We start from the raw sequence: 18658 nt of genomic DNA, 5'->3' as shown, positions 1-18658 counted from the left end.
CGCCCCTTCCTCCTCACGGGGGAAGGGGTTTTCCGGAATTCATGATGTCCTCACCCGCCGCAGACCTTCAGAATGTCACGCTCCGCTATGGCAATTTCACCGCCGTAAAAGACGTTTCGCTTTCCATCGCCAAGGGCAGCTTCGTGACACTGCTCGGCCCCTCTGGCTGCGGCAAGACGACGATCCTCAGATCGCTTGCGGGCCTTGTCACGCCAACGTCGGGTGAAATTCACATTGCCGGCAAGCGCGTCAACGATGTGCCGATCCATCAGCGCAACATCGGGCTGGTGTTCCAGAATTACGCACTGTTCCCGCACAAGACGATTTTCGACAATGTCGCTTTCGGCCTCAAATACCGCAGCGTGCCGAAAGACCAGATCGCGGCCAAAGTGAAGCGGGCGCTGGAGATCGTGCGCCTGCCGGGCGTGGAAAAGAAGCTGCCATCCGAACTTTCGGGCGGCCAGCAGCAGCGCATCGCGCTAGCTCGCGCCATCGTCATCGAGCCGCATGTGCTGCTCCTCGACGAACCGCTCTCAGCACTGGACGCAAATCTGCGCGAGGAGATGCGGATCGAGATCAAGACCATCCAGCGCGAGGTGGGCATCACCACTCTCTTCGTGACGCATGACCAGGAAGAAGCGCTCGCCATGTCGGACGTCATCGTGGTGATGAACCATGGCGTGGTGGAACAGATGGGATCGCCTGAAGAGGTTTATAATTCGCCCGCCACGCGCTTCGTCGCGAGTTTCCTCGGCCAGTCGAACCTGCTTGACGGCACAGTTACCGAAACGGCGCCGGGCCGTGCCACCGTCGCCGTGGATGGCGGGCCGAAGATCGAGGTTGCCGCGCCCAAATCCATGAAGGCCGGAGACAAGGTCACGGTGATCGTCCGTGCACAGAAGATCACGGTCGGCGGAACGGGCGGCAATGTGCTTCCCGCCCGCATCGCCGCCACCGCCTATCTGGGCGGCACGGCGTCTTACGTGCTGGATGTCGGAAAGCTGAAACTGCAGGCGATCAATCCCATCGCCGGGAAAGTCTATCGCGAAGGCGAAGACGTGAAGATCAGCTTCGCGCCCGGTGATACGGTGCTGCTCGACAAGGACGGCAAGCGGATCGGCTGATCTTTACGCCGGAGCCTTGACGCCGCGCTTTTCGAGCAGGCGCGTGAGCCAATCCGGATCCATTTCAGGCACGGACGACAGCAGCAGCTCGGTATAGGCGGGATAGGGCGGCGACAGGACTTTTGACTTCGGCCCCTGCTGCACCACCTTCCCCTGATACATCACCACGATTTCATCCGAGATGGCGCGCACCGTGGCGATGTCGTGGGTAATGAACAGGTAGGAAATGTTCATGTCCTTCTGCAGCCGCATCAGCAGCGAGAGGATTTCCTCCTGCACGATCTGGTCGAGCGCTGAGGTCACCTCATCGCAGATGATGAGATCAGGCTCAGCCGCCAATGCGCGGGCAATGGAGATGCGCTGCTTCTGGCCGCCCGACATTTCGCCGGGCAGGCGGTCGATAAAGCTTTCATTCAGTTCGATCATTTCCAGAAGTTCGACCACCTTGCGGTCGCGCGCCTGGCCGGTGAGGCCGAGATAGAACTCAATCGGCCTGCCGATAATATCGCGCACCCGCTGCTTGGGGTTCAGCGCCGTATCGGCGGACTGATAGATCATCTGGATCTTGCGCAGCGTGTCCTTGTCGCGGCCTTTGAGATCGCGCGGCAGCGGCTTGCCGTTGAAATAGATTTCGCCCTTGGAGGGCGGCAGCAGGCCGGTGATGGCGCGCGCCAAGGTAGACTTGCCCGATCCCGATTCTCCCACGACCGACACGGTGCGCCCGCGCGGCACCTGCACGGTGACGTTATCAAGCACCTTCACTACGCCGGAATAGCTGGCGTCGACATTATGGATGCGGAGAATGATATCGTCGCTCAGAGACTCGGGCTTCTGCAAAGAGCGCACGGCCCACAGCGTCTTGGTGTACTCCTTGGTGGGTGATTTCAGCATTTCGCGGGTGGGCGCTTCCTCCACCTCATTGCCATAGCGCAGCACCATGATGCGATGGGCCATCTGGGCCACCACGGCAAGGTCGTGGGTGATATAAATCGCCGAGGTGTTGAACTGCTCGACAATGTCGCGCATGGCCGCCAGCACTTCCACCTGGGTGGTCACGTCAAGGGCTGTGGTGGGTTCGTCGAAGATGATGAGGTCAGGCCGGCAGGACATCGCCATGGCCGTCATGGCGCGCTGCAACTGGCCGCCCGATACCTGGTGGGGATAGCGCTCGCCGATGGTATCGGGCTTCGGCAATTGCAGGCGCCTGAACAGGTCGCGCGCATCGGCCTCGGCCTTGTCGCGGGGCATGATGTGATGGCGCACCGCCGTTTCGACCGTCTGGTCGATCAGCTTGTGGGCGGGGTTAAAGGATGCGGCGGCACTCTGCGCCACATAGGCGATGCGCGAGCCCATGAGCTGGCGCCGTTCTTCGTCCGATGCATTCACCAGATCGATGCCGTCAAACATGATGGTGCCGCCGGAGATACGGCAGCCGGGCTTGGTATAGCCCATGGCGGCGAGGCCCAACGTGGATTTGCCGGCACCCGACTCGCCGATCAGTCCCAGAACTTCGCCGCGCTTCAGCGTCAGGTCGACGCCCTTGACGATGGGATGCCAGACATCATCCGACATGCCCTCGATCTTGAGGCCCCTGATTTCCAGAAGGGTCTCGCCTTTGACGCGCTTCTTGTCCGCAGGCTTTTTGCTCATTCGCGCAAACCACTTGTCTTGTGCAGGAACCAGTCGACCACGAAATTCACCGCCACGGTCAGCAGCGCGATGGCGCCGGCGGGATAAAAGGGAACCGGGATATAGGGAAAATGCACGGCGGGCATCGCGATAAGGGTCTTGTTCTCGGCCACCATCGAACCCCAGTCGGCGGTGGGCGGCTGGATGCCGACGCCCAGAAAGGACAGCGCGGAAATGGTGAGAAACACGAAGCAGAAGCGCAGGCCGAATTCGGTGATCAGCGGCGGCAGGATGTTTGGAACGATTTCCCGGAAGACGATCCAGCGCAGTTTTTCGCCGCGCAGCTTGGCCGCTTCGACGAAATCCATCACCACGACGTTCAGCGCCGTGGCGCGCGCCAGGCGGAACACGCGGGTTGAATCGAGCAGCGCCAGGATGAGGACCAGAATATAAATGTTCTTGCCAAAGACGGCGAGCAGCATCAGCGCGAAGATCAGAACAGGAATGGCCAGGAACGCATCGACGATGCGCGACACCGTTTGGTCCAGCCAGCCCCTCTGCAGCGCCGCCAGAACGCCCATCGTACCGCCGATGAAGAAGGAGATCAGCGTGGTAATCAGGGCAATGGCGATGGTGTTGCGGGCGCCAAAGATCAGCCGCGAAAACACATCGCGGCCGATCTGGTCGGTGCCCAGCCAGAACTGCGCGCTGGAGGGCTGATAGGCGCGGCCCGCCACGTCGGCTTCGCCATAGGGCGCGATCCACGGCGCGAAAATCGCGGCAAGCGCGTAGATCAGGATGACGATGATGCCGAACCAGGCGGTCAGCGGCGCTTTCTTGAGTTCGCGCCAAGCTGTCTCAACCCAGCTGCGGCGCTGGCGGATGGAGCGGATCGGTTGGGTTTCAGCGGTCATTTCGGGTGCAGCAGCCTCGGATTGGTGACAATCGAGATGACGTCGGCGGTGAGATTCAACAGGATATAGGTTGCGGCGAAGATCAGGGCACAGGCCTGCACCACCGGCATGTTGCGGCTGGACACCGAGTCCACCATCAATTGCCCGATGCCGGGATAAACGAACACCACCTCCACCACCACCACGCCGACCACGAGATAAGCAAGATTGAAGGCGATGACAGTGACAATGGGCGCCCAGGCGTTGGGAAGCGCGTGCTTGAGGATCACCTCGCGCGGCGGAATGCCCTTGAGCCTTGCCATTTCGATATAGGGGCTGGCCAGAAGATTGATGATGGCGGCGCGCGTCATGCGCATCATGTGGGCGATGATCACCAGGGTCATGGTGAGGGCCGGCAGCGCCGCGCGGTATACGTGCTCGAAGAACGGCGTATTCGCGTCGACTGTCGACATGGTGTAGAACCACCGGTACTTCAGCGCGAAAAAGAACATCAGAATATAGGCGATGAAGAACTCCGGCGTGGCGATCGTCGTGAGGGTCACGGCGTTGACGATGCGGTCAAACCATGAATTGCGCTTGAGCGCCGCCAGAAGGCCGAGCGCCAGCGATACCGGCACGGCGACGATCGCCGCCATCATCGCGAGAAAAAAGGTGTTGTAGAGGCGCGGCGCGATGACACTGGCGACGCTCAGCTTCACGCTGCCGCCCACGCCCGCGTAGGAATTGCCGAAATCGCCGTGGAGCACGCCGAATATCCATTCGAAGTAACGGATATAGGCGGGGCGATCCAACCCAAGTTCATGGTTGAAGGCAGCAACCGTCTCAGGCGTCGCGCCCTGGCCCAGAATATTCTGCGCATAGCCGCCGGGCAGCATTTCCAGCGACAGAAAAATCACCAACGACACAATAAACAGGGTCAGAAGCCCAAGGCCCAAACGCTGCAAAACCGTCCGCAAGACAGGATGCATTTCGACTCCCCGTTGATCCTCTTTGCGGGATCATTAGTTCCGTCATTGAACTGTAGCAGATCACAATCGTGACGCTAGAGAAAACGAGAGGAGCCGGTGCGCCATCTGACGCACCGGCCCAGCGTGAACTACCCCAAACGCGTCACGCTCAGGCAAACCACCAGCGTTCGGCGATCTTCATGCCGTCCATCGGCCAATTGGCGGCCGTGTCGCCATGCGCCAGCGTGTTGGCATGGGCATCGACGAAGGAGTTGAAGACGACATTGATGAGACCGCCATCATCGTGCAGAAGCTGCTGCATCTCCGCATACATGGCGGCGCGCTTCTTCTCGTCCGTCTCGACGCGGGCGGCGACGAGCAGTTCGTTGAAGCGCGTGTTGTACCACTTGGTGTCGTTCCAGGCCGCATCCTTGGCGTAGGCGGTGGTGAACATCCAGTCGCAGTTGGGCCGCCCCGACCAGTAGGTGGCGCAGATCGGCTTCTTCATCCACACGTTATCCCAGTATGAATCTTCGGGCTCGCGGATGACGTTCACCTCGATGCCGCAGGCCTTAGCGCTTTCCTGCCAGATCAGCGCCGTGTCGGTGGCCCCGGTGAAGGCCGTCTCGGCGACCGAAACATCGATCTTGAGCGAGTCGAGGCCCGCCTTTTTCAGCAGGCTCTTCGCCATGGCGGGGTCATAAACATGCTTGGGCATCGGATCGACGGCGAATTTCACCGCCGGGGAAATCGAGTTGTCGTTGCCCACCGTGCCGTGATTGAGGAAAATCTTCTCGAGCACCGACTGACGGTCGATCGAGTATTTGATGGCGTTCCTGACATCAGGATTGTCGAGCGGCTTCGACGTGCAATCCATCACGTAGATATTGTGCGCGTAGCCAGTCTTCTCGAAGATCACGAGGTTGGGATTGGCCTTGAGCAGGTCCAGCGTCTTGAGATCGCAGGACTGCATGTAGTCGATCTCGCCGGCATTCAAGGCGTTGGTGCGCGCCGTGGTATCCTTGATCGACAGGCCGACGACGTCATCGAACCACGCCTTTCCGGTCTTGAAGTAATGAGGATTGCGCGTCAGTTCCGTCTTGACGCCGGGATCGAACTTCACCAGCGAATAGGGGCCGGTGCGCACGCCCGAGGACCAATCCGCCGTGCCGTCCTTGTTGGCGGGCATGATCGGCAGATGGTAGTCGGAACAGATATAGGAGAAGTCGGCGTTGCCGCCGCTCAGCGTGATGACGACGGTGTGCTTGCCATCGGCCTTGATGGACTCCATGGGCGCCAGGAGCGATTTGGCCGCCGATTTGGTGCCGGCGATCGAGTGATGCTTGTAAGACGCAACGACATCCTCCGCCGTCACGTCCTTGCCGTTGTGAAAGACGGCGCCCTTGGGCAGCTTGAATACCCATTTCTTCGCGCCATCGGAGGATTCGAAGCTCTCCGCGAGATCGCCCACGGCGTTGCCCTTGGCATCCACTTCGGTGAGGCTGTTGGACAGGGTGCCCCACATGCAGGTGCCAGTATACTGGTCATAATAGAGGCCGGGATCGAGGGAATCCGTGGTGGCGCCCTGCGACAAACCCAGCCGCAACGTGCCGCCTTTCTTGGGCTCGGCACGGGCGGCGCGTGAAAACATGGTGTCGGCCGCGGCCAGCGTCAGGCCAGAAGCAAGCGCCAGCTGCGTGAAGTCGCGGCGCGACATCTTTCCCTTGCCAGCAAGTTTCGCGGCATCGTTCAGTTTATTCATGGTCTCGGACATTGGTCACTCCCCAAGGTTTGCTTTTTCCCATGCAGAGTGTGGACCACAGCGTTGTTCCTTGCGGGCGGCCTTGTCATGCCGCTCGTGAGCTGCGTTCCCGCAATTGCTGCACAGAGTTTTTCATAGAGATGTGGCCCCGTCAATCGTCCGGCGGGGCCACGCATCGTTACATCGTTGAGATGCAGCGATGGCTTACGCCATCCACCAGCGCTCCCAGCAATAGCCGCCATCATCGTCGAAGTCGGAATTGAAGTCGCCGTGGCCGATCTTGTTATTCATCGCGCCAACGTAGTTGTTGTACATCAGCACGATCTGGCCGCCATCGTCGTGAACGAGCTGCTGGCACTCCGCATACATTTCGGCGCGCTTCTTGTCGTCCGTCTCGGCGCGGGCCGCGACGAGCAGTTCGTTGAAGCGCGGATTCTTCCAGTGCGTGTCGTTCCAGGCGGCATCAGCCGCAAGTGAAATCGACAGGAAGGCGTCGACCGACGGGCGGCCGCCCCAGTAGCACATGCACCACGGCTTCTTGAGCCAGACGTTGTCCCAATAGGCGTCGTTCGGTTCGCGGATCACGTTGATGTCGATGCCCGCCGCCCTGGCATGCTCCTGCATGAGGAGCGCCGTGTCGGTGGCTCCGGCGAAGGCCGCCTCCGAGGTGGAGAGATCGACCTTGATGGTCTCAAAGCCGGCCTTCTTGAGGAGCGATTTCGCCTTGTCGGGATCGTAGCTGTATTTCGGCTGCGGATCGATGGCGAATTTCATCGCCGCCGAGATCGGATTGTCGTTGCCGGGCGAGCCATAGCCGAACAGGATCTTGTCGACGAGTTCCTGACGGTTGATCGCGTATTTGATGGCCTGGCGCACGTTCACGTCGTCGAACGGCTTCTGGTCCACCATCATGGGCGCCGTGTAATGCGCGAAGCCCGACACGTTGTAGAGCGAGGTATCGGGCGCACTCTTCAGCATGTCGATGGTCTTGAGATCGGCGCGGTTGATGTAGTCAACTTCGCCGGACAGGAAGGCGTTGGTGCGCGCCGCCACGTCGACGATGGCAAGCTGCTCGATGGCGTCGAACCAGGCGTCCTTGAAGTAGTTGGGGTTGCGCTCATAGCTGGCCTTGACGCCCGGCTCGAAGGACTTAAGCACATAGGGACCGGCGCCAATGCCCTTGTCCCACATGATCTTGCCGCCCTCGGAGGGATACATGCCGAGGTGATAATCGGTGACGAGATAGGGGAAGTCACCGTTGCCGGCGGAGAGTTCGAAGATCACCGTGTCGGGGCCATCGGCCTTGACGGATGTGACGGCCGAGAGAACCGCCTTGGCGGGCGACTTGGAGTCAGCGCCAATGTGATAATTGATGGTGGCGACGACATCATCGGCGGTCAGCGTCTTTCCATTGTGGAAGGTGATGCCCTTGCGGATCTTGAAAATCCACTTCTTGGCCCCATCGGCGGCCTCGAAGCTTTCGGCCACATGCGGCACGGCCTCGCCCTTCACGCCCACCTGTACGAGCGGAGCGCCGAACAGCGACTTGCCGAAGTGGAAGGTGAAGCCGTTGGACCACGTCGCCGGATCGAGCGAGTCCGTCGTCTGGCCGTGACCCATGGCGGCGCGGAAGGTGCCGCCCTTCTTGGCTTCGGCGCGGGCGGCGGTAGAGAACAGCGTATTGGCCGCCGCGATCGTGACGCCCGAGGCGACGCAGAAGGACATGAAGTCGCGGCGCGACAGCTTGCCCATGCTGACGGCTTTTTGCGCCTGCTTGAGCTTGAATTCAAATTCGGTCATGCGTTTCTCTCCTTGAGTGACCTGATCTTCGGTATAGCGGAGCAGAGACGGTGAACCGGCGCGCAATCCATGGCGAACCCTGTGCCATGACCGGCGCGCAAGACGTCTCCCCTGTTTTTCTTCTTCGTGGGGAGCTTGACGCCCCCTTTCCATTTTTCAGCCTCTCACGCCGTTTAGCGGCGGTCAATGCTGGCGATAGCAAGGTTTGACGATTTCATCGTGAAAACTGTGAGAGATGCGACGGCTTCATTCCAAAAACCGACATCGCGCAATTTTCTCACCAGGACTCAGGCGGCGGGGAAGTCCGCGGGATCGAAGCTGTAGGCGGTGGAGCAAAATTCGCAGGTGACGGTGATCTTGCCATTGTCCACCATATCGGCACGGTCTTCCGGCGGGAAACGTTCCAGCATGGTGGTGATCGCGTCCCGAGAGCAGGTACAATGGCGGTGGAGCGGTGCCGGGGGATAAACCGTCACGCCATCCTCGTGGTAGAGGCGGTAGAGAAGCTGCTCCGGAGTGAGAGTCGGGTCGAGCATCTCGTGGTCCTCAACCGTATCAAGCAGCAGCCTGGCCTTCACCCAATCATCATGTTCGGCAGGCTGGACAGCGCTGCCTTCGGGGGCATCGCCGGACTGGACCGGCAGCGGGCTTGATCCGCCTTCGCGCGGCAGATGCTGCACCATGATGGCGCCCGAACGCCAATGTTCGCCGCGTTCTCCGCGCGCCAGAAGCGGCCCCGCCGCCAGCCGGATTCGGGTGGGGATCTGTTCGGACTGGGCAAAATAGGTGTGCGCCGCCGCCGTCAGGTCGCCGCCATCCAGCGGCACGATGCCCTGATAGCGTTCCATGTCGACGCCCTGATCCACCGTCATGGCAAGATAGCCCTTGCCCAAGAGCGTGGCCTGTGTGGGCGATTGCAATGCCTCAACTTTGGCACGGTCGAAGCGCGCGTAGCCCCGCACGCCGCCCGGCGAGAGGTAGTCGGCCACCAGCATGTCCACCGGGCCATCGGTGCGCGTCTGCAGGATGAACTTGCCCTCGAATTTCAGCGTCGCGCCCAGCATGGCGGTGAGCGCAACGGCCTCCGCCAGCAGGCTTGAAACGGTGGCAGGATAATCATGGCGGTGCAGAATGTCGTCTACCACCGGCCCCAGACGCACGAGGCGGCCGCGCACGCCGAGCGGCTTCACCTCGAAAGGCAGAACCAGATCGTCGTGAGCAACCCGATCAGCCATTGCCGCCCAGGCAGTGCAGCAGGATGCTCTTCTGGATGTGCAGGCGGTTTTCCGCTTCGTCGAAGATCAGCGAGTTCGGCCCGTCCATCACCGCATCCGTCACTTCCTCGCCTCGATGGGCGGGCAGGCAATGCATGAACTTGGCATTGGGCGCGGCGAGCTTCATCAGCCGCTCATTCACCTGATAAGGTTTGAGCAGATTATGGCGGCTCGCCACGTCTGTGTCGTGCATGGACACCCATGAATCGGTGATGACGCAATCGGCATTCTTCACCGCCTCTTCAGGCGATTCCGTCACCGTCACATGCGCCTTCTGCGCCTTGGCCCAGTTCAGCAGTTCGGAGGATGGCATCAATGGCGCGGGGCAGCCAAGCCGCAGCGTGCCGCCCAGCTTCGCCACCGCATGAATCCATGAGGCGGCGACATTGTTGCCGTCGCCCACCCAGGCCACCGTCATCTTTTTCAGCGGGCCTGAATGCTCTTCCAGCGTCATCACATCGGCCATCACCTGGCAGGGGTGGGATGCCGGGGTGAGCCCGTTGATAACCGGCACCGTGGCGTGTTCGGCCAGTTCCGTAAGGCTCGAAAGCTTGGAAGCGCGGATCATGATGGCATCGACATAGCGCGACAGAACCCGCGCGGTGTCCGCCGCCGTCTCGCCGCGGCCTAGTTGCATGTCGCCTGCGGAAATCACCAGCGTGTCGCCGCCAAGCTGCTTCATGCCCACCTCGAAGGACACGCGCGTGCGGGTGGAGGGCCGCTCGAAGATCAGCGCCAGAACCCTGCCCTTGAGCGGTTCCCCGGGCTCGCGCTCACCTTTGGGCTTGCCCCGGCGGGCATCCTTCATGGCGCGGGCTTGCGCAATAATGCCTTCGAGCGTGGAAGCCGAAAAATCGGACAGGTCGAGAAAATGCCGTGGTGCCATGGAAGCCTCACGCGGCCTTCGCTTCAAGCGCGCGGCAGGCGCGGTCGAGACGGTCCACGGCGTCAGAAATATCGGCATCGGTGACGACGAGCGGCGGCAGAAGCCTCACCACATTGTCGCCCGCCCCGATGGTAAGGAGATGCTGGTCCAGGGCCGCAGCCTGCAGCGCCGTATTCGGCACCTTGCACTTGATGCCCATCATCAGCCCCGTGCCGCGGATGTCCTCAATGATCGCGGGATGCTCGTCCTTCAGCCGCGCCAGCTTCTGTTTGAGGGTCAGGGCGCGCTGCTGAACGCCGTCGAGAAAGCCATCGGCCAGCACCACGTCCAGAACGGCATTGCCGACAGCCGTGGCCAGCGGATTGCCGCCGAAGGTCGAGCCGTGGGTGCCCGCCGTCATGCCCGCCGCCGCCTTCTCCGTGGCAAGGCACGCGCCCACCGGAAAGCCGCCGCCAATGCCCTTGGCGATCGCCATGATGTCGGGCGTGATGCCCGTCCATTGATGGGCGAAGAATTTGCCGGTGCGGCCGACGCCCGACTGCACTTCGTCAAGCACCAGCAGCAGGCCGTTGTCATCGCAGATCTGCCGCAGCGCGCGCAGGAATTCGGCCGGAACGGGCCGCATGCCGCCCTCGCCCTGCACCGGCTCGATCAGGATGCCGGCGGTCTCCGCCGTGATGGCCTTCTTCACCGCTTCGAGATCGCCGAACGGCACCTGATCGAAGCCTTCGACTTTGGGGCCGAAACCCTCGATGTATTTCGCCTGGCCGCCCGCCGCGATGGTGGCCAGCGTCCGGCCATGGAACGCGCCTTCAAAGGTGATGAGCCGGAATTTCTCGGGGTGGCCATGGAAGGCGTGATATTTGCGCGCCATCTTGATCGAACACTCCAGCGCTTCGGCGCCGGAATTTGTGAAGAACACGGTATCGGCGAAGGTCGCATCGATCAGCCTGCCGGCCAGCTTCTCCTGCCCCGGCATCTGGTAGAGGTTCGAGGTATGCCAGATCTTGTGCGCCTGTTCGGTCAGCGCCTTCACCAGATGGGGATGGGCATGGCCGCAGCTCGTCACTGCGACGCCCGCACCGAAATCCAGATATTCCTCGCCCTCCGGCGTGAAGACGCGCACGCCCTCGCCCCGCTCAAAGGAAACCTTGGCGCGCGCATAGGTGGGGAGAACGGGCGAAATCATGGTCCTGGGCCTTGGTTGCAAAGGGAAATGGCGCCCACCGGGGAGCGGACGCCATCCATTGTGGAAAACTTATAAGTCCATGATCGCCAAGGGTCAATTGCGGCTTTGGAGGCCCATATCAGGGGTGAGTCAAAACAGCGCATGGACCGGCGATTCGGGCGGGTTGTAAGACTTCGTTAACCATGACCCTCAGGCGAATAGCTGGGGAAAACACGAGAAACGGCGGGTTCGGGTTGTTGCAGACGAGTCACCGCGTATTGTAGTGTCGGCGTACTGAAGCTACGAAATGTAGCGTTTCATGGGCAATGAAAACTGTTGGGCGTCAGGACTTGGGTTCTGGCGAAGGATGAGGGATTCCGCGTGACGACAGACCTTCAAGACATGCAGGGCGGGGCGAAACTGTCCTGGACCGATGAACGTGTGGAACTGCTGAAGCGGCTGTGGGCGGAGGGCCTGAGCGCCAGCCAGATCGCCGGACGTCTGGGCCAGGGCGTCACCCGCAATGCGGTGATCGGCAAGGTTCACCGCCTCAACCTGTCGGGCCGCGCCCAGCAGACGCGCACCGCCGCCCCGCGGGCGCCCCGCAAGCAGCGTGAGCCGTCGATCCCCGGCCGCAGCACCGGCATGCCGTCATTGCCATCGGCGGGCGCTACGGCGCTCAAGCCGATGATGCGGGCCGAGCCGCAGATGCGCCTGCAAACGCTTCCCGCCCCCGAGCCGGTGCGTTTGGTGGACCTGCCCAAGGGCGGTCGCGTGACCATCCTTCATCTTTCGGACAAGACCTGCAAATGGCCGATCGGCGATCCGGGGGCGGAAGATTTCTGCTTCTGCGGCCATGGCCCGCGTGAAGGCTCGCCCTATTGCGAATATCACGCAAGGCTTGCCTACCAGCCGCTGCAGGACCGGCGGAACCGCCGGGTTTCATACGGCTGACAATAAAGGGAAAGCCTAAGCGGCTTTCCCAAATCTCTCGTCGAAGGAATAGCCCATACCGCGCACCGTGCGGATGGGATCAAGCTCGCGGCCGCGGCTCAGCGATTTGCGCAGGCGGCCGACATGCACATCCACCGTACGCTCATCCACATAGACATCCCTGCCCCACACCGTATCGAGCAATTGGGCGCGCGAATAGACGCGGCCCGGGTTCTGCATCAGATGCTCAAGCAGGCGGAACTCGGTGGGTGACAGGCCGATATCGCGCGCCGAGCGCGTCACCCGCCTCGTCTTGCGGTCAAGTGACAGGTCACCGGCCTTCAGGATATCAGCCACCGCCTCGGGGTTGACGCGGCGCAGAATGGTACGCACCCGGGCCAGAAGCTCCGGCACGGAAAACGGCTTCACCATATAGTCGTCGGCGCCCGTCGAAAGGCCCCTTACCCGCTCGGCCTCTTCGCTCCTCGCGGTGAGCATGATCACCGGAATGTCGCGCGTCTCGGCGCGGGTGCGGAGAAGGCGGCACACTTCGATGCCGGAAATTCCGGGGAGCATCCAGTCGAGCAGGATCAGGTCCGGGCGTTCCTCGCCCACGAGATGCGGCACATCCTCGCCCTGCGCGGTCACGCGCACGCGATAGCCTTCAGCCTCGAGATTATAGCTCAGCAAAATCTGGATCGGCTCTTCGTCTTCGACGATGAGAATGGATGCGCTCATTTAGAGGGCCTTTCCACCCGGCATGTCGACAGTCATCGAGGATGTTGCATCCTTCTTGGGCCGCTCTTCGGCGATCGACCGGCCCGTCACCAGATAATGAATGTTCTCGGCGATGTTGGTGGCGTGGTCGCCGATGCGTTCCATGTTCTTGGCGCCGAAGAGAAGATGCGTGCACAGGCCGATGTTGCGCGGGTCTTCCATCATGTAGGTCAGCAGTTCGCGGAAGATCGAGTTGTAGAGTGCGTCCAGCTCTTCGTCCTCGCGCCACACCTGCATGGCCTTTTCATCGTCAAGCTGGGCATAGGCATCGAGCACCGAAGCCAGCTGATGCTGCGCGCGCTCACCCATGCGCGACAATCCCGTCACCAGCTTGCGCGGCAGCGTGTCTGATATGGCGTGGGTGCGCTTGGCGGTGTTTTTTGCCAGGTCGCCGATGCGCTCGAGGTCGGACGAAAGCCGGATCGCCACCATGATCTCGCGCAGGTCCCTGGCCATGGGCTGGCGCTTGGAGATGGTGAGGATGGCTTTTTCTTCCACTTCGCGTTCGAGGTCATCGATGCGCCGGTCGGCGGCAATGACCCTGTCGGCCAGCGCGGTATCGCGGCGGATCAGCGCGTCGATGGAGCCATCGAGCTGCTCTTCGGCCAGACCGCCCATGCGGGCCAGCAGCGTCTTGAGGTGCGCCAGTTCCTCGTCATAGGCGCGGACAATGTGATTGTCGGACATCGTAATCTCCGTAAACGGGCTCAGCCGAAGCGGCCGGTGATATAGTCCTGGGTGCGCTTTTCCTGCGGCGTCGAGAACACCTCGTCGGTGTCGCCGAACTCCACGAGATTGCCGAGATGGAAGAAGGCGGTGAGCTGCGACACGCGCGCCGCCTGCTGCATGGAATGGGTGACGATGACGATGCAGTAATTCTGCCGGAGTTCGTCGATCAGTTCCTCGATCCTCGCGGTGGCGATGGGATCAAGCGCCGAACAGGGTTCGTCCATCAGGATCACTTCCGGGTTCACCGCAATGGCGCGGGCGATGCACAGGCGCTGCTGCTGGCCGCCGGAGAGGCCAGTGCCCGGCGCATTGAGGCGGTCCTTCACCTCTTCAAACAGGCTCGCCTTCTTTAGCGAGTTGACGACAATTTCCTCAAGGTCGGTCTTATTGTGGGCGAGGCCGTGGATGCGCGGGCCATAGGCCACGTTCTCGAAGATCGACTTCGGAAACGGATTGGGCTTCTGGAACACCATGCCGACATTGGCGCGGAGCTGCACCACATCAAGGTCGCGGTCATAGACATTGCGGCCATCGAGCGTGATGTCGCCGGTGACACGGCAGGAGGGGATCGTGTCGTTCATGCGGTTGATCGAGCGCAGGAAGGTAGACTTGCCGCAGCCCGAGGGGCCAATGAATGCCGACACGGCGCGGTCGGGAATGTCGATCGAGAGATGCTTGATGGCGTGTTTCTCGCCGTAATAGACGTTCACATCGCGGGCCACGATCTTGACCGGGCGCTCCGCGATGATGCGCGGGTGGGCTGGCGTCACGACCGTCTGGGGCATCATGTTCATGTCAGGAAAATCCTTTCGGGTTACCAGCGCCGCTCGAAGCGGCGGCGGAGATAGATGGCGCCGGCGTTCATCGCGAAGGAGAACAGCAGCAGGATGATGGTGGCCGCACCCGTCCGCTCGGTGAAGCCGCGTTCGGCCGAGGTGGCCCACATATAGATCTGGATCGGCAGCGCGGTGGCGGGTTCAAGCGGCGTCTTCGGCGGATCGACCACGAAGGCCACCATGCCGATCATCAGCAACGGCGCCGTTTCGCCCAGCGCGCGCACGAGGCCGATGATGGTGCCGGTGAGAATGCCAGGCACCGCCAGCGGGAGAACATGGTGGGCGATGGTCTGCATCTTCGACGCGCCGACGCCGAGTGCGGCCTCCTTGATCGACGGCGGCACGGAGGCCAGCGCGGCGCGGGTGGCGATGATGATCGTTGGCAGCGTCATCAGCGACAGCACGAGGCCGCCGACGATCGGCGCCGAGCGCGGCAGGCCCATGGTGTTGATAAAGATGGCGAGGCCCAGAAGGCCGTAGACGATGGAAGGCACGGCAGCGAGGTTGTTGACATTCACCTCGATGATGTCCGTCCAGCGGTTCTTGGGCGCGAACTCCTCGAGATAGACGGCACCGGCCACACCAAAGGGCACGGCCAGCAGCACGACGATGAGCATCATGTAAAGCGAGCCGACGAGCGCTACGAGAAGCCCTGCGGTTTCTGGCTGGCTGGAGGCGCCCGCCGTCAGCAGCGTCCAGTTGAAGCTCTTGCTGATTTGGCCTTTCTGCACCATGGCATCGATCCATGAGAGCTGCTGATCGCTCAACTGGCGGTTGGCCTCCGGCACCTTGCGGTCGATAGCGCCCTTCAGCAGCGCATCGACATCGCCTGCCGCCGTCACCTCGACGGTTTTTGTCTGGCCGATGATCGAAGGGTCAGCCAGCACCATGTCGCGCAGCTCAACGTCGACGCCGCGCGACAAGAGATCGGCTGCCTTCTTGCGCAGCGGCTTGTTGTTGGGATCGACGCCAACTTCGGCATAGATGGCGTTCTTCGCCAGCTTGGCATAGTCGGCCTGAAACAGCGTGGTGCGGTCACGCTTGCCGTCCGGGTCGATGACCGCCGCATCGAAGGTTACCGGCAGCGCGATGTGGCTCTGCTGGAAGGCGGTGTAGCCCCGCGAGATGATCGACGCGAACAGCACGAACACCGCCAGGAAGCAGAAGGCGATGGCAGCGATGCCATAGGCACGGAAGCGGCGTTCGGCGGCGTTGCGCTTCGCCAGGGCCTTGGCCTGCGCATCTCGGCTGACCGCGGCGCGGGAAATTTCGGCGGTGGCGGTCATTCATACTGCTCCCGGTATTTGCGGACGATATAGAGGGCCACCACGTTCAGCCCCAGCGTGATGATGAACAGCGTGAGGCCGAGCGCGAAGGCGACGAGCGTCTGCGGTGAGTTGAATTCAAGGTCGCCCGTCAGCTGGCTGACGATTTTCACCGTCATGGTGGTGACCGGCTGGAAGGGATTGAGCGTGAGATTGGCGGCAATGCCTGCGGCCAGAACCACGATCATGGTTTCGCCAATGGCGCGCGACACGGCCAGCAACACAGCACCCACGATGCCCGGAAGGGCGGCAGGCAGTACGACGCGCTTTATGGTCTCGCTCTGCGTGGCGCCCAGCCCATAAGAGCCTTCGCGCAATGAATTTGGAACGGCGCTGATGATGTCGTCGGAGAGGCTCGAGACGAAGGGAATGATCATCACGCCCATCACGAAGCCCGCCGTCAGCACGCTGTTGGCGGAAATGTCGAGACCCACAAGAGAACCCGTGTTGCGCAGGAACGGCCCCATGGTGGTGAGCGCAAAGAAACCGTAGACGATGGTCGGAATGCCGGCGAGGATTTCCAGTACCGGCTTTGAGATGCCGCGCACCTTGCTGGACGCATATTCCGACATATAAACAGCCGCCAGCAATCCAATGGGCACCGCCACCAGCATGGCGACGAAGGTGATGAACAATGTGCCCCACAAAAGCGGCAACAGGCCGAATTGGCCAGCGGATTCACCGCCGCCCGCCGCCGAGAAGCGCGGGTCCCACACGGTTCCGAACAGGAAGTCGAACACCGGCACGCTGCGGAAGAAGTGGATGCTCTCGAACAGCACCGACATCACGATGCCGACGGTGGTCAGCACGGCGACGGTCGAAGCAAGGATCAACCCGCCTTCGACCACAAGCTCTACGGCATTGCGGGCGCGGAACTGCGCGGTGAGTTTCCGGGAGGCGTAGAAGAAGCCCAGAACCGCAAGCCCCAAGGAAATGATGGTGAGCGCGATCCGGCTTGCGCCTTCGAGATTGGCCTTATGGAGCGCCGCATCGATCATGAAGGGCTGCGGCGCGGAGCCCATCAGGATGCCCTTCTCCTTGAGAAGGTTCATGGCCGCATCGCCGCCCTGCCGCAGCACGTCGAGATCGGCGGCGCTGAGGATGTTGATGCTGGACGCCAGCTTGTCGATGGCGCTGAAAATCAGCGAGCGGTCGCCGCTCGAGAGCGCCTGCACATCGGCAGGCAGCGCCGAGGCAACCGTGTGTTCAATCACACCGGGCGCGAAGGCCAGCCAGCCCAACGCCACAAGCAAGGCGGGTATGGCGGTGGCGATGGCGAGATAAAAACCATGGTAGGTTGGGCGCGAATGGGTATTCTCATTGCTGGCCGCAAGTCCCATGGCGCGCGAGCGCCCCACGATATAGGCGGCGAGGCCCAACACGATCAGAAGCAGAAGCAGATAGCCTGCAGGCATGTTCGTCCCCGAGCCTTAACGCCTTGACGTCTCACAAAGAGGAAAAGCGCGGGAACACTTGCCCCCGCGCTTCTGTTTCAAAAGATCAGTTGCTGAGAACCGTGCCGGCCTTGACGGCGTCCTGGATGGACTTGAGTTCAGCCGCGGGTTCCGGCACGAGGCCCTCATCCGCCAGCGCGCCATCGCTGCCCGACATTTTGTCGGATACGAAGAACTCGGTGTATTCCTGCAGGCCCGGCACCACGCCGATGTGCGCCTTCTTCACATAGAAGAACAGCGGGCGGGAGACGGGATAGGTGCCGTTGGCAACCGTCTCGACCGACGGCACGATGCCATCAACTGTCGCGACCTTCAGCTTGTCGGCGTTGTTCTCGTAGAAGGAGAGGCCGAACACGCCCACGGCCTGCTTGTTGGCGTCGATGCGGGCAAGCGTTTCGGTGTAGTCGCCATCGATGTCAACAGCAGCACCGTCCTTGCGCATCTTCACGCAGGCTTTGCCAGCATCATCCTTGCTCAGGCCGCCCGCCACATAGGCGTCGAGACCCTTGGTGTCCTTGCAGCCGGCCGCAAGAACCTTCTGCTCGAACACTTCGCGGGTGCCGTGCTTTTCACCGGGCACGAAAGCGACGATCGGCATGTCGGGGAGGCTGGCGTTCACGTCCTTCCAGCTCTTGTTGGGATTGTCGGCCATCTTGCCGTCAACCGGCACCTGGGCGGCAAGCGCCAGATAGAGATCCTTGGGGGTGAGGGCGATGTCGCCCACCGACTTGTCGACGGCGAAGACGATGCCGTCATAGCCGAACTTCACTTCCATCACGTCCTTCACGCCATTGGCGGCGCAGGTGGCGAGTTCTTCCTTCTTGATGGGGCGGGAAGAGTTGGCAATGTCGATGGTGTCATCGCCCACGCCCTGGCAGAACTGCTTGATGCCGGCGCCCGAGCCGCCGGACTCAACCACCGGCGTCTTGAACTGCGAATAGGCCTTGCCGAATTCCTCGGCGACGATCTGGGCATAGGGAAGCACGGTGGACGAACCGGCGATGTGAAGCTGGTCGCGGGCAAGCGCGGGGCCTGCGAAAAGGGCAATCGCGCTGGCGGCGATGAGAATGCGTTTCATGTTTGATCTCTCCTGTTTTCGG

General features: G+C 61.8%; 16 protein-coding genes. 2 read left to right on the top strand and 14 right to left on the bottom strand.

Translation table 11 applies throughout. The annotated features are described in order from the left end of the window. The first annotated feature begins 44 nt into the window (after positions 1 to 44). Positions 45 to 1124, top strand: a complete 1080-nt coding sequence (locus QM694_RS16725; RefSeq protein WP_415008056.1) for an ABC transporter ATP-binding protein — start codon at positions 45 to 47, stop codon at positions 1122 to 1124. Between the two features lie 3 nt (positions 1125 to 1127). Here QM694_RS16725 and QM694_RS16720 read toward each other — a convergent pair whose 3' ends face one another. The 8 genes from QM694_RS16720 to QM694_RS16685 form a co-directional block, all read right to left on the bottom strand. Next, a complete protein-coding gene (locus QM694_RS16720) occupies positions 1128 to 2774 on the bottom strand; it encodes an ABC transporter ATP-binding protein (RefSeq protein WP_415008055.1) in 1647 nt (548 codons plus the stop codon). Then, positions 2771 to 3667 (bottom strand): ABC transporter permease, encoded by an 897-nt coding sequence (locus QM694_RS16715; protein ID WP_415008054.1) that lies wholly within the window; start codon positions 3665 to 3667, stop codon positions 2771 to 2773. Before QM694_RS16715 ends, QM694_RS16720 begins: the two co-directional genes overlap by 4 nt. Further along, complete coding sequence (locus tag QM694_RS16710) at positions 3664 to 4635, bottom strand: ABC transporter permease (RefSeq protein ID WP_415008053.1); 972 nt, start codon at positions 4633 to 4635, stop codon at positions 3664 to 3666. The genes QM694_RS16715 and QM694_RS16710 overlap by 4 nt, the downstream gene beginning before the upstream one ends. A 148-nt stretch (positions 4636 to 4783) precedes the next feature. Next, the gene (locus tag QM694_RS16705) at positions 4784 to 6388 is read right to left on the bottom strand and encodes an ABC transporter substrate-binding protein (RefSeq protein WP_415008052.1); all 1605 of its coding nucleotides are present in this window, start codon (positions 6386 to 6388) and stop codon (positions 4784 to 4786) included. 192 nt (positions 6389 to 6580) lie between these two features. Beyond that, positions 6581 to 8176, bottom strand: coding sequence for an ABC transporter substrate-binding protein (locus tag QM694_RS16700; RefSeq protein ID WP_415008051.1), 1596 nt, complete (start codon positions 8174 to 8176; stop codon positions 6581 to 6583). A 287-nt stretch (positions 8177 to 8463) separates the two neighbouring features. After that, positions 8464 to 9411 (bottom strand): Hsp33 family molecular chaperone, encoded by a 948-nt coding sequence (locus QM694_RS16695; RefSeq protein ID WP_415008050.1) that lies wholly within the window; start codon positions 9409 to 9411, stop codon positions 8464 to 8466. Next, a complete protein-coding gene (argF, locus tag QM694_RS16690) occupies positions 9404 to 10336 on the bottom strand; it encodes an ornithine carbamoyltransferase (protein WP_415008049.1) in 933 nt (310 codons plus the stop codon). The genes QM694_RS16695 and argF overlap by 8 nt, the downstream gene beginning before the upstream one ends. A gap of 7 nt (positions 10337 to 10343) precedes the next feature. After that, positions 10344 to 11525, bottom strand: coding sequence for an aspartate aminotransferase family protein (locus QM694_RS16685; protein ID WP_415008048.1), 1182 nt, complete (start codon positions 11523 to 11525; stop codon positions 10344 to 10346). A 399-nt stretch (positions 11526 to 11924) separates the two neighbouring features. On the opposite strand from QM694_RS16685, the gene QM694_RS16680 reads away from it, so the two are divergent. After that, the gene (locus QM694_RS16680; protein WP_415008650.1) at positions 11925 to 12458 is read left to right on the top strand and encodes a GcrA family cell cycle regulator; all 534 of its coding nucleotides are present in this window, start codon (positions 11925 to 11927) and stop codon (positions 12456 to 12458) included. 15 nt (positions 12459 to 12473) lie between these two features. Here QM694_RS16680 and phoB read toward each other — a convergent pair whose 3' ends face one another. From phoB to QM694_RS16650, 6 genes are all read right to left on the bottom strand, one after another. Further along, entirely contained in the window at positions 12474 to 13175 is a 702-nt protein-coding gene (gene phoB / locus QM694_RS16675; RefSeq protein WP_415008047.1) for a phosphate regulon transcriptional regulator PhoB, read from the bottom strand. Continuing rightward, positions 13176 to 13901, bottom strand: a complete 726-nt coding sequence (phoU, locus tag QM694_RS16670) for a phosphate signaling complex protein PhoU (RefSeq protein ID WP_415008046.1) — start codon at positions 13899 to 13901, stop codon at positions 13176 to 13178. A 20-nt stretch (positions 13902 to 13921) separates the two neighbouring features. Then, the gene (pstB, locus tag QM694_RS16665) at positions 13922 to 14737 is read right to left on the bottom strand and encodes a phosphate ABC transporter ATP-binding protein PstB (RefSeq protein ID WP_415008045.1); all 816 of its coding nucleotides are present in this window, start codon (positions 14735 to 14737) and stop codon (positions 13922 to 13924) included. Positions 14738 to 14757: 20 nt separating this feature from the next. After that, on the bottom strand, positions 14758 to 16065 hold the full coding sequence (pstA, locus tag QM694_RS16660) for a phosphate ABC transporter permease PstA (protein ID WP_415008044.1): 1308 nt from the start codon (positions 16063 to 16065) through the stop codon (positions 14758 to 14760). Next, positions 16062 to 17519 (bottom strand): phosphate ABC transporter permease subunit PstC, encoded by a 1458-nt coding sequence (gene pstC / locus QM694_RS16655; protein ID WP_415008043.1) that lies wholly within the window; start codon positions 17517 to 17519, stop codon positions 16062 to 16064. Before pstC ends, pstA begins: the two co-directional genes overlap by 4 nt. Before the next feature lie 85 nt (positions 17520 to 17604). Then, entirely contained in the window at positions 17605 to 18636 is a 1032-nt protein-coding gene (locus QM694_RS16650) for a PstS family phosphate ABC transporter substrate-binding protein (protein ID WP_415008042.1), read from the bottom strand. Positions 18637 to 18658: the final 22 nt, after the last annotated feature.

Origin of the sequence: Aestuariivirga sp., from assembly GCF_047602625.1 — a bacterium.
Lineage (GTDB): Bacteria > Pseudomonadota > Alphaproteobacteria > Rhizobiales > Aestuariivirgaceae > Aestuariivirga.
The sequence above is the reverse complement of the archived record's forward strand: the minus strand, read 5'-3'. Positions and strand labels throughout refer to the sequence as shown.

Coding starts and splice junctions, on each gene's coding strand:
- QM694_RS16725 (WP_415008056.1), top strand. CDS start 45: ATGTCCTCACCCGCCGCAGACCTTCAGAATGTCACGCTCCGCTATGGC.
- QM694_RS16720 (WP_415008055.1), bottom strand. CDS start 2,774: ATGAGCAAAAAGCCTGCGGACAAGAAGCGCGTCAAAGGCGAGACCCTT.
- QM694_RS16715 (WP_415008054.1), bottom strand. CDS start 3,667: ATGACCGCTGAAACCCAACCGATCCGCTCCATCCGCCAGCGCCGCAGC.
- QM694_RS16710 (WP_415008053.1), bottom strand. CDS start 4,635: ATGCATCCTGTCTTGCGGACGGTTTTGCAGCGTTTGGGCCTTGGGCTT.
- QM694_RS16705 (WP_415008052.1), bottom strand. CDS start 6,388: ATGTCCGAGACCATGAATAAACTGAACGATGCCGCGAAACTTGCTGGC.
- QM694_RS16700 (WP_415008051.1), bottom strand. CDS start 8,176: ATGACCGAATTTGAATTCAAGCTCAAGCAGGCGCAAAAAGCCGTCAGC.
- QM694_RS16695 (WP_415008050.1), bottom strand. CDS start 9,411: ATGGCTGATCGGGTTGCTCACGACGATCTGGTTCTGCCTTTCGAGGTG.
- argF (WP_415008049.1), bottom strand. CDS start 10,336: ATGGCACCACGGCATTTTCTCGACCTGTCCGATTTTTCGGCTTCCACG.
- QM694_RS16685 (WP_415008048.1), bottom strand. CDS start 11,525: ATGATTTCGCCCGTTCTCCCCACCTATGCGCGCGCCAAGGTTTCCTTT.
- phoB (WP_415008047.1), bottom strand. CDS start 13,175: ATGAGCGCATCCATTCTCATCGTCGAAGACGAAGAGCCGATCCAGATT.
- phoU (WP_415008046.1), bottom strand. CDS start 13,901: ATGTCCGACAATCACATTGTCCGCGCCTATGACGAGGAACTGGCGCAC.
- pstB (WP_415008045.1), bottom strand. CDS start 14,737: ATGAACATGATGCCCCAGACGGTCGTGACGCCAGCCCACCCGCGCATC.
- pstA (WP_415008044.1), bottom strand. CDS start 16,065: ATGACCGCCACCGCCGAAATTTCCCGCGCCGCGGTCAGCCGAGATGCG.
- pstC (WP_415008043.1), bottom strand. CDS start 17,519: ATGCCTGCAGGCTATCTGCTTCTGCTTCTGATCGTGTTGGGCCTCGCC.
- QM694_RS16650 (WP_415008042.1), bottom strand. CDS start 18,636: ATGAAACGCATTCTCATCGCCGCCAGCGCGATTGCCCTTTTCGCAGGC.